Below are 16,524 nucleotides of genomic sequence, written 5' to 3'. Positions count from 1 at the left end.
CCCTGCAGTGAGTGACTCACTCATCTACCTGGAAATCACCTTCGAGAAGGCCAACGTTCTCAAGGGTGAGTCGACCGTCTCCGGCTTCAAGAAGCAGATCGAGCTCGAGAGCTTCAAGTGGGGCATGGCGGTCGAGGAGGTGCGTGACGAGGGTTCGCAGCGTGGCAGCTCGGGCGTCAAGTTCGAAACGCTGGATCTGGTCGGCTTCTTCGATTTCTCGACCACCGGCATGCTCACCGCGCTCAGGGAGCGCGACAAGATCGTCACCGCCAACCTCAGCGTCATCCACGCCGTACAGCCCAAGGACCGCCCCAAGGAGCTGCTGATCATCAAGATCAGCGACGGCTACGTCGAGGACCTGCAGATCGACATCAGCAGTGGCAAGGTCACCCAGGCCAAGGTCAACCTGAAGCTGTCCTACAAGGAGATCGACGTGAAGTACTTCCCGGCCACGCGCAGCCGCGACGACCGGGGCGGCAGCGTCAGCTTCAACGGCCAGGTGCGCACGCCGGCAGGCTGATCAGCGCCCGCATCGACATCGAGCGTTCAACATGTCCAATTCATCCGTATTCATGCGCCTCACCAAGCAGGGTGGCGGCGCCGTGGACGGCGAGTGCGAGGTGGACGGCTACGAGGACTGGATCGAGCTTGACGACTGGAGCTGGGGCGTGGCCTTCCAGCAGCAGGAGGACGACGGCAAGGACCAGGCCGTCCCGACCAAGTTCTCGTTCAACAAGGCCCCTGACCGCTCGTCGACGGTCCTGATGAGCCACCTCAATACCAGCAAGCCCTTTGCCAAGGCGGACATCCGCCTGGTGGACTGGAAGCACAGCCGCTTCGAGTTGCGCGCCGAACTGACCAACCTGCGCATGGTGAGCCTGACCTTCTCGGGTCAGCTGGCCGATGCCTCAGCCGATCTGGACGAGCACTGGGAGTGCGACTTCAACGCGGTCACCTTCAGCCACTTCATGAGCAACGACAAGGGCCAGAAGGTGCCCAGGACCACGTCCTTCACCCGGCCGCCGAACGCGTCGCTGAAACCGCCGCGCAAGGCCAAGCCCAAGAAGGACGAGGACGACGAACAGGACGACGGCAAGGACAAGGCCGGCAAGTCGGACACTGGCAAGCACAGTGGCCAGAAGAAGACCTGAGGCCCTCGTCCAGGTCATTCACGGACCGCACCGACCATGACACTGAGCAAGTACCAAGACCTCAGCTCCCTGGGGTCGCACATGCACGCTGGCTTCCAGTTCCAGTTCGACTGCAGCCATTGCCACAAGACCTGGCGCAGCCCGTTCCGTCCCTACCGTCTGGGCCAGTTTTCCAGCCTCCTCAACCGCTTCAGCTTCTTCTTCGGCCCCTCGTCGATGGCCAACCGGGCCGGCAGCGGCCTGTCCGACGCGCGCCTGGATTCGGCCCGTGCGGGCGCGCTCAGCGATGCGATGCGCGAAGCCGAAACCATGTTCACCACCTGCCCGACCTGCCATCAGGTGGTGTGCGAGAGCTGCTTCAGCCGCGAGGCCGGCTGCTGCTCGAAGTGCGTCGGCGAATCCACCCGCCGTCCGACGGCCGGCGGCGACGATCAGCCGTCCGCGGGCGCCGGTGTGTACTGCCCCAACTGCCAGACGCCCAGCGACGGCGGCCGCTTCTGTGCTGAATGCGGCTATGACCTGGCCAGCACGCACAAGAGCTGCCCGGCCTGCGGCGTCATGACCTCGCGCTCGGCGCGCTTTTGCACCGACTGCGGCCACGCCTTCTGAGCGCCCACCCGGCGACCCCACCATGAACGACGCCCTCTCCACTGCCGAGATCGCCCTGCGCGCCGGTGACCCCCAGTCCGCCCTCGCCGCGCTGACGCAGGCTGTGCGCGCCAAGCCGGCCGACGCCCGCCTGCGGGTCTTTCTGGCCCAGTTGTTGTGCGTGTTGGGCCAGTGGGAACGCGCCCACACGCAGCTCAATGTGCTGGCCGACATGGACAGCGAGGCCGGCCCGATGCGCGAGATGGTCGGCCACGCGCTGCGCTGCGAGAAGCTGCGCGACGCGGTGTTTGCCGGCCGCCGCTCGCCCATGGTCTTCGGCCAGCCTGATCAATGGCTGGCGCTGCTGATCGAGTCGATGCTGCAGGCCGGCGCCGGCGACCTGGCGCAATCGCATGCGCTGGCGGCGCGCGCCTTCGACGAGGCCCCGGCCACGGCCGGCACCATCGACGGCCTGGCCTTCGCCTGGATCGCCGATGCCGACTCACGCCTGGGCCCGGTCATCGAAGCCGCGATCAACGGCAAGTATTACTGGGTGCCGTTCTCGCGCCTGGCCTCGGTGCGCTTTGAGGCCCCCACCGACCTGCGCGACCAGGTCTGGCTGCCCGCGCGCATGACGTTCAGCAATGGCGGCGAAGTCGTGGCCATGGTTCCGGTGCGCTACCCGGGCAGCGAGAAGAGCAGCGACGGCCAGATCCTGATGGCCCGCAAGACCGAATGGCGCGAAGGCGGCCCCGACCGCTGGTTCGGCCTGGGCCAGCGCGTGCTGGTCACCGACCAGGGCGAGCACGACCTGCTGTCCATCCGCCACATCGAGCTCCAGCCGGCCGCCGGCGAGGACGCTGCGAATGGCTGAACTGGCCTCGCGTGACCGGCTCCAGCCTTCCCTGCTCGACCGGCTGATCGACGCGGATCCCCGGCTGCAGAACGAGCCGGCCACCGCCCGCGTGCTGACCCGCCAGCAGCTGCGCCAGGCCGTGCTGCGTGACCTGAGCTGGCTGTTCAACGCCACCCGGCCCGAGCCCGAGCTGCGCTCGGAGCGCCAGGCCGAGCACCAGCTGTGGCGCCAGCACGAGCTCGCACGCCGCTCGGTGCTGAACTTCGGCATGCCGGCCTTCTCGGGACAGACGCTGTCGTCGGTGGACATCCCGCTGATCCGCCGCTCGGTGGCTGAGTGCATCAAGACCTTCGAGCCGCGCATCGATCCGGCCACGCTTGAGGTCGACGTCAAGGTCGACCACGAGAACCACCACAACACCATGCAGATGACGATCCGCGGCTTCATGTGGAACCAGCCGGTGCCGCTGGAGCTGCTGCTCGCCGCCGACGTCGATTTCGAGACCGGCAACACCCGCCTGCGCGACATGCGCGCCTGACCCCTGCTCGACTCGGCACGATGGACGCCCGGCTGCTGCGCTACTACAACCAGGAACTGCGCTACCTCTACGAGGTCGGCGCGGAGTTCGCTGCCGAGTTCCCGAAGATCGCCTCGCGCCTGGGCATGGAGTCGATGGAGGTCACCGACCCCTATGTCGAGCGCCTGCTCGAAGGCTGCGCCTTCCTGGCCGCGCGCGTGCAATTGCGCCAGGACAGCGAGTTCCCGCGCTTCTCGCACCGCCTGCTGGAGCTGCTGTACCCCAACTTCCTGGCACCGATCCCGTCGATGCTGGTGGCCCAGGTCCACCCGGCGCCCGACGCCAACCTGCTCAAGGCCCCGCTGCTGCCGCGCGACCTGCCGCTGCACGCGCCGCCGCTGGCCAACACCAGCACCCGCTGCGAATACCGCACCGCCAGCCCGCTGCGGCTCACGCCGCTGAGCACGGTGCAGGCCGAGTACCTGCTGAACCTGGCCGACCTGAACATCTCGGCGCTGGGCCTGCCCGAGCGCCCGCGCGCCGGCATCCGGGTGCGGCTGCAGCTGCCCCAGGGCATGCGCCTGTCCCAGCTGGATCTGGACACCCTGCGCTTCTATGTGGGCGGTCCCACCGAAGTGGCCATGCGGGTGCACGAGCTGGTCATGGGCAGCACCTTGGGGGTGCTGGTTGGCGCCCCCGGCCAGCCGGAGACCCGCCAGCTGCTGGAGCCGGCAGCCGTGCAGCCGGTGGGCTACGGCGACGACGAGGCCATGCTGCCCGTCACGCTGCGCGGCTTTGGCGGCGTGCGCCTGCTGCAGGAGCACTTCACCTTCCCGGAGCGCTTCCTGTTCATCGACATCCAGGGCCTGCGCCCGGCGCTGCAGCGCCTGAACGGATCGGTGCTGGAGCTGACGCTGCTGCTCAACCGGCCTGGCGCCGGCCTGGAAGGCGTGGTCGACGCCAACCACTTCATGCTGCACTGCGTGCCGGCGGTGAACCTGTTCACCAAACGGCTGGACCGCATCCAGGTGAACGACGGCCAGTACGAATTCCATGTCGTGCCCGACCGCACCGCGCCGATGGACTACGAGGTCTACGACCTGCTGGCGCTCACCGGCTACGACGACAAGGGCGAGGAGCGGCGCTTCATGCCGATGTTCGCGCCCGACCACCGCTCGCCCACCGGGCAGCCGGCCTACTACTCGGCCTGGCGCGAACCCCGCCTGCCCTCGGAGGCGGCGCGTCGCGAGGGTCCGCGTTCGGGCTACATCGGCTCCGAGGTCTTTGTCTCGCTGGTCGACCCCGAGGAGGCGCCCTACGCCGGTGACCTGCGCCAGGTGGCGCTGCAGGCCCGCTGCACCAACCGCGACCTGCCGATCTTCATCCCCATGGCCGGTGGCCAGGCCGAGTTTCAGCTCGATGCGCCGGTGCCGCTGAGCGCGGTGCGCGTGGTCAACGGCCCGTCGCGCCCGCAGACCGCGCTGCGCGAAGGCGGCGTGGCCTGGCGGCTGCTGAACCTGCTGTCGCTGAACTACCTGTCACTGCTGGACACCGAGGGCGGCGAGGCCGCGGCCGCGCTGCGCGACCTGCTGAGCCGCTTCCCGATGGCGGGTGATCCGGCACAGCGCCGGCAGATCGAGTCGCTGCAGGGTGTGCGCACGCGGCCGGTGGTGCGGCGCCACCCCGTGCGCGGCCCGATCGCCTTCGGCCGCGGCGTCGAGGTCGAGCTGACGGTGGACGAACTCGGCCACGAGGGCGGCAGCGCCTACCTCTTCGGCGCCGCGCTGCACCACTACCTGGCGCGCCACGCCTCGCTCAACAGCTTCGTCGAGACCTCGCTGGTCTCGCTGTCACGCGGCCCCATCGCGCGCTGGAAGCCGGTCCTCGGCCAGCGCCCCGTGCTGTGAGCCCGCGATGACCGGCCTGCCCCCTGCCCTGACCGCACGCGACCGGCCGGCACGCGACCTCGAGGCCGAACGCGCCGCGCTGTGGCGCGACCTGGCCGAGCGCCCCGGCCACCAGGACTTCTTCCTGACGCTGCGCCGCATCGAGGCGCTGCACCCCGAGCTGCCGCGCCTGGGCGAAGCCATGCGCCCCAGCGACGAGCCACTGCGCGTGGGCCAACCGCCCGAGCTGAGCTTCGCGCCCGCCAACGTCACCGGCGTCGTCCAGACCCCGCGCGGCCGGCGCTGGCTGATGCAACGCGCCTTCGGCCTGACCGGCCCCAACGGCGCGCTGCCCATCCACCTCACCGAGTTCGCCCGCGAGCGCTCGCACCAGCACGGCGACCAGGCGCTGGCACGCTTCCTGGATCACCTCACCCACCGCTTTGCGCTGCTGTTCTACCGCGCCTGGGCGCGCGCCCAGCCCACCGTGGGTTTCGACCACCTGGGCGACAGCCGCTACGCGCGCTGGATCGGCTCGCTGTTCGGCATCGGCAACGAGACCCTGCTGCAGCGCGATGCCGCCGGGGACATGCCCAAGCTGCTGTTCGCCGGCCGCCTGGCGCGCGCCACGCGCGACGCCGACGGCCTGCTGAACTGGCTGCGCGCCGAGTTCGATGTGCCGGTGCGGGTAGAGCAGTGGTGCGGCCACTGGATGGCGCTGGGCCGCGACGAGCGCAGCCGGCTGTCCCGACGCCATGGCCAGCCGCTGGGCGGTGGCGCGGTGCTGGGCGGCAGCGTCTGGGACGTGCAGCACAAGTTCCGCATCGTCATCGGCCCGCTTGACCTGCCGCGCTACCACGACTTCCTGCCCGGCGGCCGCGACCTGGCGCGCCTGCACGCCATGGTGCGCCAATGGGTGGGCCTGGAGTTCGACTGGGACCTGCGCCTGGTGCTGCGGCGCCAGCAGGTGCCGCGCACCCGCCTGGGCCAGCGCAACACACCGCTGGGCCGCGCCAGTTGGCTGGGCCCCTACCGCCGGCCCGGCGATGCCGGCGACCTGTTGCTTGACGCCGAGCGCATCCTGCGCATCCGGCGCCCCGCTTCCGCCAGCGCGGCCTCCCGCGCCCACCCCACACCGACCCCCGACACCCCTGAAGGAACACCATGAGCGAGATCAGCCGAGTCGCCCTGTTCGGAAAACTCAACCCCCTGGCCTACAAGGCCGTCGAGGGGGCCACGGTGTTCTGCAAGATGCGCGGCAACCCCTATGTGGAGCTGGTGCACTGGCTGGCGCAGCTGGTGCAGACCGCCGACACCGACCTCGAGGCGCTGATGCGCCACTACCAGCTGGATGCCTCGGTGCTGGCGCGTGACATCACCACCGCGCTCGACCGCCTGCCGCGCGGCTCCACCGCCATCTCCGACTTCTCCGAGCACATCGAGAACGCCATCGAGCGCGGCTGGGTCTACGGCACGCTGATGTTCGGCGAGAACCAGGTGCGCACCGGCCACCTGCTGATCGGTCTGCTCAAGACCAACAGCCTGCGCAACGCGTTGCTGGGCATCTCGCGCCAGTTCGAGAAGATCAAGCCCGACGACCTGGTCGAGCAGTTCCCCAAGCTGTGCAGCGGCACCGCCGAGGCGCGCCTGGGCGCGCAAGATGGCAGCAGCATGAGCAGTGCCCAGCCGGGCGAGTCCGAGGGCGCGATCGCCCCCGCCGCGATGGGCAAGCAGGAGGCGCTGAAGAAGTTCACGGTGGACCTCACCGAGCGCGCCCGCGAGGGCAAGATCGACCCGGTCACCGGCCGCGATGAAGAAATCCGCCAGATCGTCGACATCCTGATGCGCCGCCGCCAGAACAACCCCATCCTGACCGGCGAAGCCGGCGTGGGCAAGACCGCGGTGGTCGAGGGCTTTGCCCAGCGCCTGGCGCGCGGCGATGTGCCGCCGCAGCTGCAGGGCGTGTCGCTGCTGTCGCTGGACCTGGGCCTGCTGCAGGCCGGCGCCAGCATGAAGGGCGAGTTCGAGCAGCGCCTGCGCCAGGTCATCGACGAGGTCCAGGCCAGCCCCAAGCCGATCATCCTGTTCATCGACGAGGTCCACACGCTGGTGGGTGCCGGTGGTGCCGCCGGCACCGGCGACGCGGCCAACCTGCTCAAGCCGGCGCTGGCGCGCGGCAACCTGCGCACCATCGGCGCCACCACCTGGGCCGAGTACAAGAAGTACATCGAGAAGGACCCGGCGCTGACCCGCCGCTTCCAGGTGGTGCAGGTGCCCGAGCCCGACGAGCACAAGGCCATCCTGATGCTACGCGGCGTGGCCAGCGTGCTGGAGAAGCACCACCGCGTGCAGCTGCTTGATGAGGCCATCGAGGCCGCGGTCAAGCTCTCGCACCGTTACATCCCGGCGCGCCAACTGCCCGACAAGGCGGTCAGCCTGCTCGACACCGCCTGCGCCCGCGTGGCCGTCAGCCAGCACGCCATTCCGGCGGAGGTGGAAGACAGCCGCCGCCGCATCGAGGCGCTGGAGATTGAGCAGGGCATCATCGCCCGCGAGGCAGCCGCTGGCGTCGACACCGGCGAGCGCGGCCCCGAGGTCGAGGCCAAGCTGGCCGCCGAGCGCGCCCGTCTGGCCACGCTGGAAGAGCGCTGGCAGGCCGAGAAGGCCATCGTCGAGCGCGTGCTGGCGCTGCGCGCCAAGCTGCGCGGCGACGGCGAGCCGGTCGACCAGGCCGTGCCCGCGGGCGACGCCGACCGCGGCGCGCTGATCGACGAGCTGCGCAAGGAGCAGGCCGCGCTGGCCGAGCTGCAGGGCGATGCGCCGCTGATCATGCCCTCCACCGACGCCCAGGCCGTGGCCAGCGTGGTGGCCGACTGGACCGGCATCCCGGTGGGCCGCATGGTCAAGAACGAGCTGGAAGCCATCCTGCGCCTGGGCGAAACGCTGGGCCAGCGCGTCATCGGCCAGCAGCACGGCCTGGACATGATCGCCAAGCGCATCCAGACCTCGCGCGCGCGGCTGGACAACCCGAACAAGCCGATCGGCGTGTTCATGCTGTGCGGCACCTCGGGCGTAGGCAAGACCGAGACCGCACTGGCGCTGGCCGAGTCGCTCTACGGTGGCGAGCAGAACGTCATCACGATCAACATGAGCGAGTTCCAGGAGGCGCACACCGTCTCCACCCTCAAGGGCGCGCCTCCGGGCTATGTGGGCTATGGCGAGGGTGGCATCCTGACCGAGGCGGTGCGCCGCCGGCCCTACAGCGTGGTGCTGCTCGACGAGGTGGAAAAGGCCCACTCCGACGTGCACGAGCTGTTCTTCCAGGTCTTCGACAAGGGCCGCATGGAAGACGGCGAGGGCCGCATGATCGACTTCAAGAACACGATCATCCTGCTCACGTCCAACGTCGGCTCCGAGCTCATCATGAACATGTGCAAGGACCCCGAGCTGCTGCCCGACCCCGACTCGCTGGCCGAGGCGCTGCAGGAGCCGCTGATGAAGGTCTTCCCGCCCGCGCTGCTGGGCCGGATCGTGACCATTCCCTACTACCCGCTGTCGAGCGAGATGCTGGCCAAGATCATCCGCCTGCAGCTGGGCCGCATCAAGAAGCGCGTGGAAGAGAACCACCGCATCCCGTTCGAGTTCGATGACGCCGCGGTCTCGCTGATCGTCAGCCGCTGCAACAACGCCGAGGCCGGCGGTCGCATCATCGACGCCATCCTCACCAACACCGTGCTGCCCAAGATCTCGATCGAGTACCTGGGCCGCATGGCGCGTGGCGAGGAACTCAAGGTGATCCGCCTGGGTGCCGCCGACAGCGAGTTCACCTACACCTTCGACTGATGAGGTCGGGCGGCCGCGTGCCGCCGGCCCGGGGAGCCATCGATGGCCAAGCTGGATGCAGAGTTCAATTGCGTCAAGGGTAACGACGCCCTGCTGTTCCGTCGCCTGCAGGCGGTGGAGGAGCTCGGCCGCCTGCCGCAGTACCGCCTGGAACTGTTGCGCACGCGCACCGAGACACCGATCAAGGCCGACGAGCTGCTGGGCACCCGCGCCACCGTCAAGCTGCTGCTGCCCGGTGGTGACTACCGCTACGTCAATGGCTTCGTCACCCGCTTCGAGCGTGGCGGCGCGATGGGCCGCTACGACCGCTATTTCCTCGACCTCAACGTCTGGTTCTGGTACCTGCAGCTGGGATCCGACTGCCGCATCTTCCAGAACAAGACGGTGGTCGAGATCCTGACCAAGGTCTTCGAGGACTACACCAACCAGTCGGTGCAGAACAAGCTGACGGCCAGCTACCAGCCGCGCGAGTTCTGCGTCCAGTACAACGAGAGCGACCACGATTTCGTCACCCGACTGATGGAGCAGGAGGGCATCTACCACTACTTCACGCATGAGGACGGCCAGCACAAGCTGGTGCTGTGCGACGACGCCTCCGGCCACACCGACATCCCCGGCGGCAGCCTGGCCTGGTCCAGCGCCCAGACCGACAACCAGCTGCGCGACGACATCGTCACCGACTGGCGCCTGGTCAAGCAGGTGGGCTCGCTGAAATACGCCCATGACGACCACGACTTCGAGGTGCCATCCACGCCGCTGGCCACCTTCAAGACGCGCACCACGGGCTTCCCCAACCCGGGTGACCTGGAGGTTCGCCAATGGCCTGGCGCCTACTACGACCTCAAGCGGGCCGCCACGGGAGCGGACCACAAGAAAATCGGTGAGCGCTTCGCCAAGGGCAAGGTCGACAGCTACGACTCGCAGCAGATCGTGGCCTCGGCCGACACGCGCTTCAGGGCCATGGCCGCGGGCAAGACCTTCAAGCTCAAGGACCACAGCAGCGACGACGGCGACTACCTGGTGACCCGCCTGGTCTTCACCGCCGAGTTCGGCGAGTACGAGTCCAACGTCAAGAGCGTCAGCCGCGGCTACCAGGCCCGCTTCGACGCCGTTCCCAAGAGCGTGCGCTTTCAACCCCAGCCCAGCGTGGCCTGGCCGCGCATCCACGGGCCGCAGACCGCCGTGGTGGTGGGCGGCTCGGGCGACGAGATCGCCACCGACAAGCATGGCCGGGTCAAGCTGAAGTTCCGCTGGGACCGCGTCAGTCCGAGCGACCTGACCGCCTCGTGCTGGGTGCGCGTCAGTTACCCCTGGGCCAGCAAGAACTTCGGCATGATCGCCATCCCGCGGGTGGGCGACGAGGTGGTGGTCGAGTTCCTCGACGGCGACCCCGATCGCCCGCTGGTGACCGGCCGCGTCTACAACGCCGAGCGCATGCCGCCCTACGAGCTGCCGACGCAGAAGACCGTCACCGGCATCCGCAGCCGCTCCACCAAGGAAGGCGGCGAGGACAACTTCAACGAACTGCGCTTCGACGACCTCAAGGGCTCCGAGTACGTCTGGTTCCAGGCCGAGAAGGACTACCACCAGCTGGTCAAGAACGACGCCAAGATCACCGTCAAGAACGACCGCTGGGACAAGGTCGAGAAGAACGTGGCGCAGCAGATCGGCGAGAACCTCACGGTGGATGTGGGCAAGAAAGCCACGCTCTCGATCAAGGAAGACGTGCACGCCAAGCTGGGCGCCGACTTCAACCTCAAGATCGAGGGCGCGCTCAACACCGGTGTCACCGACGCGGTGGCGGTGAAGGGCGACCAGGCGATCTCGATCACCTCCGGCCAGGGCATGGACATCAATGTCGGCCAGGCCTTCAACGCCACCGCCACCTCCAGCATCCACATCAAGGGCATGGGCGTGGTGATCGATGGCGGCTCCACGCTGAGCATCAAGGCGGGCGGGTCTTTCATTTCGGTCGGCCCGGACGGTGTGACGATCCAGGGCACGATGGTCAAGATCAACAGCGGCGGCTCGGCCGGCAACGCCAACAGCGCCGCCCAGGCCAGCCCGGCCGACCCCACCGCACCCGAGCTGCCCGACCCGGACGAGGATCCGCTGGCCTCGGGCAACTGAGCCGGGGCCTGTTGAACGCCGATGTCCGCCGCCGATTCACCCCTTGCCATCGCCCCCGCGCAGTTCAAGGCCCAGCTCTGGGCCGATGAGCGCCTGCAGGTGCATGCGGTGCTGCTGGGCCGCTGCCTGAGCGGCCTGCCGGCACGCCTGGCCGCGGCACAGCAGGACGGCGAGATCGACGATTTCGATTGCCTGCTGCCCGGCGCCCTGCCGCCGCCCGTGCAGCAGGGCGCGCCGTACCTGGTGCGGCTGCGGCGTGACAGCCCCTTCACCGACGCGCTGCTCTTTGCCGCCGACAGGCCCAGCGACTGGGGCGTTCTGGTGCTGGCCGGCGTGCGCCTGATCGTGCTGCGCAACCACTTGCGCAGCCTGTTGCAGGCGCGCCTGCCCGATGGCCAAACGGTCCCGCTGGACACGCTGAGCCCGGACATGCTGCGCATCGTGCTGGACCACGCGGACAACGCCCAGCGCGCGGCGATCAACGGCCCGGTGGGCGCCTGGGTCCTGCCCGGCACCAGCCACTGGTCACTGGCGCGCATCACCGGCGGCCACCTGGAATGGCGGCCCGTGCGCACAGGGGCCGATGCATGACGCTGGTGCTCAACCTGGAGCAGGCCACGCGCCTGCAGGCCCTGCAGGCCGAGCGCGACCGGCGCCAGCTGGGGCAGGCCCTGGTGGCAGCATTCCCCGCGCTGGCCGCGCGCGCTGGCGAGCGCCTGGGCGCCCTGGTGGCACTGGGCGAGCAGCGGGCCGCCGCCCATGGCCTGAGGCATGCGCTGGCGGTGGCCCGCTACCTGGCCTGCTGGGTGGTGCTGGGCACCGAGTTCGAAACCCGCGGCGGCCACACCTGGGCCCTGGACCTGCTGGCCGACGCCCGCCGCAGCGAAGGCGCCAAGGCCTTCCAGCTGGTGCGCCGCTGCCGCGAGGAGCTGCAGCGCCTGCTGGCCGCCGGTGGCCCGGCCGCCGCCGAGCTGCCCAAGCTGGCCGAGTTCGACCTGGCCGTGGCCCAGCTCGATGACGCGCTGCGGCAGCTGGGCGTGATGGGCTCCTTGCAGCGCGGCGCCCGGCTGGTGCTGGGCCAGCCCTGCGACATCGACGCGATCGAGCTGCGCGAACACGACGCGCCCGCCCGCCCGCCCTACCGCTTCGAGCGCGGCCAGTGGTCGCGTGCCAGCGACCATGCCGCGCCCGCAGCACCGCTGGTGGTCACCGCCACCGACCCGTCGGCCTGGCCGGCGCGCGTGTCGCTGCTGGGGCAGGACCCCAGCGGACACCCGGCCCGCCTGCGCCTGCGCCTGCGCGCCGGCCACTGCTGCGATCCGGCCGTCCACCCCTGCGTGGTGCAGTTCACCGACACCGGTTTGCTGGCGTGGCGCGGCCCGCAAACGGCCGAACTGGTGCTGTCCCAGCCAGCGCCCCTGCCTGACGCCCCCGCGCCGCGGGCCCCGCAGCCGCCGCTGGCCTGGTCGGGTGGCGCGCGCTTCGGCCGCCTGCAGCTGTCTTCCTGCGGCCTGCGCGAGCACGGCGACGCCGTGGGCGAGCTGAACACCGACTGGAGTGTCTACCCCGCGGCACAGCACTGGATGCTGTGGCGGCGCGAGGCCGCGCCCGAGCGCCAGTGGAGCACCGACACCGCGCCGCCGCCGCCGGTGACACGCGCAGCCTGCATCGTCGAGCGTGACGGCCAGCGGCTTGATGCCGCCGCCTGGCAGGCCGGCCTGCAGGCCCTGGATGCACAGCTGGAGCAGGGCCTGGAGCGCTTGTTCACCGCCTGGTGCCGCGAGGCCGGCTTCGAGCAGCCCCAGATGGCCGCGGAGCCCGCCGTGCTGAGCGGTGACGCCGGCCTGGCCTGGGGTTGGCAGGCCGCGGCCGAGGGCCTGGCCGGCACGCCGCAGCACCGTGTGGCGGGCCAGCTGGACCTGGTCGCGGCGCGCCTGTCGCTGCGCCTGTCGGGCCAGCTCGCGCTGAGCGGCAGCCTGAGCCAATGGCGTCTGCACTGCGCCGGCCAGGTGCCGCTGCGCGCCCAGTGGGACACCTCGGGTGGCAGCCCGCTGCCGCCGCCCGAGGCCCAGGTGGCCATCCGCCTGCCGTTGGTCTTGCAGGTCGACGTGGCCGCCACCGACGGCGCCTGCATGGTCGACGCCAGCCTGGTAGCGGGCGCGGTGGTCGGCCAGTGTGGTGTGCGCCCGCGCCCCGACGGCATGGGCTGGCAATGGTTCGCACGCCTGGCCGTGGAGCCGGTGCAGGCGCTGTGCCGCATCAGTGATCCGCTGCTGGGCCAGCTGCAATGGCGCCGCCCGCTGCTGCCTGCGATGACCCTGGTCGACTGGAGCCTCGGATGATCGAGCGTCTGCTGGTGCTCAAGCTCGACGCCGTCGACTGCGAGGCCGAGGCCTGGCTCAACGGCATTCCGATCGCTCGCGCCCACCCGGGGCGCCCGCGCGTGCTGCTGCCGGTCCACGAGTACACGATGACCGGCGACAACCAGCTCGCGCTGATGGTCTGGCCCTATGCCGCGACCATGCCGCCCGACAAGGCGCCGCCGCAGCAGCGTGTCACCGCCACCGGCCGCTCCTCGGCCCACCTGCGCCTGCTGCTGCCGCGCACCGGCAAGCTGGCCGACGAGGGCCATGCGCGCACGCTGGGCCAGATCGACTGGGCGCCCGACGCCGGCCAGGCGCACGTGGCGCCGCTGCCGCTGGACCAGACGCTGAACCTGCCGATCAATTTTCCGCGCTGGCGCTGGATCGATGCCCCCGCGATCGACGACAGCCCTGCGCTGCATGCGCTGGTGGCCGAGCAGACCGCAGCCTGGGCGCGCCAGCTCAGCGAGGGGCAGCCCGAGGCCTTTCTGGCCGCGGTGCGCCTGCGCGTCGAGGAGATCGCCGCCGCCTACCAGCGCGACGCCCGCACAGAACTCGACCGCCTGCGCAGCCACCTGATCGAGCTGGCCGAAGCGCGCCGCCTGGACTGGCTGCCCTTCGAGCCCGAGGGCCTGGTGCTGCGCCGTGTGGCGCGCGGCCGGCTGTTCGAGTGCCTGCGCAGCGATGGCACGCCCTGGCTGCAGACCAAGGCCGACGCCGACGGCCGGCAACTCGCCTGGCCGCTGCGCCTGACAGCCGTGGAGGGCCGCCTGTATGTGCTGCGCTGAGCGCCGGCCCGGTGCCGGGCCTCAGTCCAGCATGCCCAGCGCGCAGCCCGCGCCACAGGCCCCGGGCGGCGACAACAGCAGCGGCTGCATCGACACCATCGACAGCAGCATCGTCATCGGTCCGAGCTGGCCCGGTGACAGCCCGGTCAGCGCCGCTGACAGCGCGGGCAGATCCGGCAGGTCGGGCTCGGGCAGTTCGGGCATCGGCGGCAGCGCTGGCAGGCTGGGCACCTCCAGCGCCGCCAGGGCCGGCAGCGGCAGCGAGGACAGCGCTGCGCTGAGCGCCGGCATCGAGGCCGGCGACAGCGGATTGACGCCCAGCTGGAACTGCACCATGGCCTGCAGCGACACCAGGCCCGCCAGCGTGCCCAGCGCCGGCAAGGCCACCGTGGGCAGCGGCGGCAGCGCCGCCAGCACCGGCACCACCGCCTGCAGCACCGGCAGCGCCGGCAAGCCGCCCGCAGCCACCGACAGCGAGGCCAGCGCCGAGGCCAGCGGCGAGGTGGCCGCGACCGTGGGGGTTGGCGGTCGGGTGAGCACCGACTGCAAGGACGGAATCGAGCCGCTGGCGCCCAGGCTGATGCCCATTCCCGACAGCGCCGTCATCAGCGCGGCCAGGGATCCCAGCGGGGCCATCGCCGACAGCGTGGCCTGCAGTGCCGGCAAGGATGGCAGCGAGGCCGCGGCCACACTGAACGAGGCTGACAAGCGGGCCAGCGGAAGTTGCAGCGCCAGCGGGTCCAGCATCAGGTTCGGCATCGGCAGTGTTGAGGGCAGGCTGGCCAGCAACTGGGCCACCGACGAGATCGTCGCGGTCATCGACGGTGCCGCCGGCAGGGCCATGCTGGGCAGTGTCGGCGCCGAGGCCGCGAAGGACAGCAGGGCCGACGGCAGGCTGGGAATCGGCAGCGTCGCCAGCGGGACCGAACAGGCCGCCGTCGCGAAGGATGACAGCGCTTTGGAGCAGAAGCAGGGCATGGGCAGGGGCCTCGATGACTGGGCGGCGCAGCGCCGCCCGTGCCGACGCCGCGATGTTAGGGCAAGGCCGCCGCGCACAGCAGCCGCGATGCCCCGCCACCCCCGTATTCGACGCTGCCGCTTAGCGCTGGTCGACGGTATGCTCGATCCCGCCGCCATGCCGGTCGGCACCGGCCTCGCTGCACCCGCCTCCCGGCTCACCAAGGACCTTTCGCCGTGATCACGCTGACCGTCATCTCGTTCAACGGTGCGCCGCCCGCCAGCAGCCTGAGTGCCGCGTTCGACGAGCTCGGCGGCACCATCGGGCGCGCCGACACCAACCAGTTCGTGCTGCCCGACCCGGACCGCACGATCTCTCGCGTGCACGCCCAGGTGGTGTATCGCAACGGCAGCTTCGGCGTCATCGACAAGGGCAGCAATGCCATCCTGGTCAACGGCAAGGCGCTGGGCAATGGCCGCGAAGCACCGGTCAAGGACGGCGACTGGCTGCAGATCGGGGGCTACCAGATCGAGATCCGCATCGGTGCCAGCGCCAGCGGGGCCCGGGCCAATGATCCCTTCGCCGACCTGCTGGGGCCGGCCTCGGCAGCGCCCGCCAAGGGCGGGCTGCCGGCCAGCTTCGATCCGCTGGCGCTGACGCCACCGGCGCCGCCCTCGTCGCTCAGCCAGGACCCCTTCGCGGCCTTTGCACCGGCCGCGGGCCCCGCGGCGGCACCCGCCGCTGCCGGTGGCATCCCCGACGACTGGGACCCGTTCGCCGCGCCCGCACCCAAGCCCGGCGGCGCCCCGGACCTGGGCCGCGCCTTGGGCGGCGGCTTCGGCCTGGACGCGGTGGGCGGAGCCCCCGCGCCGCTGATCCCCGACCTGCCCACCAGCTCAGCCGCCAGCGGCGGTGATTCGCTGGACAGCCTGTTCGGCCTGAAACCCGGTGCGGTGGGTGATCCGCTGGGCGCCTCGGCCTTGAACGCCGCTGCGGTGCAGCCCAACATGGCGGCCTCCGCCGATCCGCTGGCCTCGCTGAAGGCCGTGCCGCGCGCCACTGCGGCGACGCTGCCGGACGACTTCTCCGACCTCAACCGGCCCTTCCTGCCGCCGGGCGGTTTTGCGCCGCCCGCCGCGGCACCCAGTCCGCAGCCGCCCTCACCCGTGCCCGCACCGGCCGCTGCCGCGCCGCCCGAGCGGCCCGCCGGCGCCGTGATGTCCTGGGACGAGGCCGGCACCGAGGGACGCACGGTGATCCGTGCCCGCGCGCCCACCGCGCCGCGGCCGGCCGCTGGCCCGGCACCCGCGAGCGCCCCGCTGCCACCGGTGTCGCCGGCACTGCCGGACAACGACCCGCTGGCGGCTTTCGGACTGGACACCCCGCCCGCGCCGGTCGCCCCAGCGGCCCCGGTCGCGCCGCCGCTCGGTGCGGCCGGGGCCGC

The 16,524-nt window shown here is 70.7% G+C and carries 15 protein-coding genes; 14 read left to right on the top strand and 1 reads right to left on the bottom strand.

From position 1 onward, the window contains the following. The first annotated feature begins 7 nt into the window (after positions 1-7). From KAK06_RS20320 to KAK06_RS20265, 12 genes are all read left to right on the top strand, one after another. Entirely contained in the window at positions 8-520 is a 513-nt protein-coding gene (locus tag KAK06_RS20320; RefSeq protein ID WP_210803998.1) for a type VI secretion system tube protein Hcp, read from the top strand. Positions 521-572: 52 nt separating this feature from the next. Continuing rightward, positions 573-1,151 carry a type VI secretion system tube protein Hcp gene (locus tag KAK06_RS20315; RefSeq protein ID WP_210803997.1) on the top strand — a complete coding sequence of 193 codons (579 nt, stop codon included), beginning with the start codon at positions 573-575 and terminating at the stop codon, positions 1,149-1,151. Between the two features lie 81 nt (positions 1,152-1,232). Continuing rightward, positions 1,233-1,760, top strand: coding sequence for a double zinc ribbon domain-containing protein (locus KAK06_RS20310; RefSeq protein ID WP_210803996.1), 528 nt, complete (start codon positions 1,233-1,235; stop codon positions 1,758-1,760). 22 nt (positions 1,761-1,782) lie between these two features. Continuing rightward, positions 1,783-2,613, top strand: a complete 831-nt coding sequence (locus tag KAK06_RS20305; RefSeq protein ID WP_210803995.1) for a type VI secretion system accessory protein TagJ — start codon at positions 1,783-1,785, stop codon at positions 2,611-2,613. Next, on the top strand, positions 2,606-3,133 hold the full coding sequence (tssE, locus tag KAK06_RS20300) for a type VI secretion system baseplate subunit TssE (protein ID WP_210803994.1): 528 nt from the start codon (positions 2,606-2,608) through the stop codon (positions 3,131-3,133). The genes KAK06_RS20305 and tssE overlap by 8 nt, the downstream gene beginning before the upstream one ends. Before the next feature lie 20 nt (positions 3,134-3,153). Continuing rightward, positions 3,154-5,019, top strand: a complete 1,866-nt coding sequence (gene tssF / locus KAK06_RS20295) for a type VI secretion system baseplate subunit TssF (RefSeq protein WP_210803993.1) — start codon at positions 3,154-3,156, stop codon at positions 5,017-5,019. 7 nt (positions 5,020-5,026) lie between these two features. Then, complete coding sequence (gene tssG, locus KAK06_RS20290; RefSeq protein ID WP_210803992.1) at positions 5,027-6,166, top strand: type VI secretion system baseplate subunit TssG; 1,140 nt, start codon at positions 5,027-5,029, stop codon at positions 6,164-6,166. Continuing rightward, a complete protein-coding gene (tssH, locus tag KAK06_RS20285) occupies positions 6,163-8,841 on the top strand; it encodes a type VI secretion system ATPase TssH (RefSeq protein ID WP_210803991.1) in 2,679 nt (892 codons plus the stop codon). The genes tssG and tssH overlap by 4 nt, the downstream gene beginning before the upstream one ends. Before the next feature lie 42 nt (positions 8,842-8,883). Further along, a complete protein-coding gene (locus KAK06_RS20280; protein ID WP_210803990.1) occupies positions 8,884-10,971 on the top strand; it encodes a type VI secretion system Vgr family protein in 2,088 nt (695 codons plus the stop codon). Positions 10,972-10,992: 21 nt separating this feature from the next. After that, positions 10,993-11,562 (top strand): DUF4123 domain-containing protein, encoded by a 570-nt coding sequence (locus KAK06_RS20275; protein ID WP_210803989.1) that lies wholly within the window; start codon positions 10,993-10,995, stop codon positions 11,560-11,562. After that, a complete protein-coding gene (locus KAK06_RS20270; RefSeq protein WP_210803988.1) occupies positions 11,559-13,313 on the top strand; it encodes a hypothetical protein in 1,755 nt (584 codons plus the stop codon). Before KAK06_RS20275 ends, KAK06_RS20270 begins: the two co-directional genes overlap by 4 nt. Continuing rightward, positions 13,310-14,122: a hypothetical protein gene (locus KAK06_RS20265; RefSeq protein ID WP_210803987.1), complete on the top strand. Its 813-nt coding sequence runs from the start codon at positions 13,310-13,312 to the stop codon at positions 14,120-14,122. Before KAK06_RS20270 ends, KAK06_RS20265 begins: the two co-directional genes overlap by 4 nt. Positions 14,123-14,143: 21 nt before the next feature. Here KAK06_RS20265 and KAK06_RS20260 read toward each other — a convergent pair whose 3' ends face one another. After that, positions 14,144-14,965 (bottom strand): hypothetical protein, encoded by an 822-nt coding sequence (locus tag KAK06_RS20260; RefSeq protein WP_210803986.1) that lies wholly within the window; start codon positions 14,963-14,965, stop codon positions 14,144-14,146. Here KAK06_RS20260 and KAK06_RS20255 point away from each other — a divergent pair. Both KAK06_RS20255 and KAK06_RS20250 read left to right on the top strand, forming a co-directional pair. After that, positions 14,964-15,320 carry a hypothetical protein gene (locus tag KAK06_RS20255; RefSeq protein ID WP_210803985.1) on the top strand — a complete coding sequence of 119 codons (357 nt, stop codon included), beginning with the start codon at positions 14,964-14,966 and terminating at the stop codon, positions 15,318-15,320. The genes KAK06_RS20260 and KAK06_RS20255 overlap by 2 nt on opposite strands. Beyond that, positions 15,317-16,524 (top strand): FHA domain-containing protein (locus tag KAK06_RS20250; protein ID WP_210803984.1); only part of this gene is annotated, 1,208 nt, incomplete at its 3' end. The genes KAK06_RS20255 and KAK06_RS20250, both read left to right, overlap by 4 nt.

The sequence above is a fragment of the Ideonella aquatica genome (genome assembly GCF_018069755.1).
GTDB classification, from domain to species: Bacteria; Pseudomonadota; Gammaproteobacteria; order Burkholderiales; family Burkholderiaceae_C; genus Ideonella; species Ideonella aquatica.
This window is presented reverse-complemented; position numbering and strand designations above follow the sequence as displayed.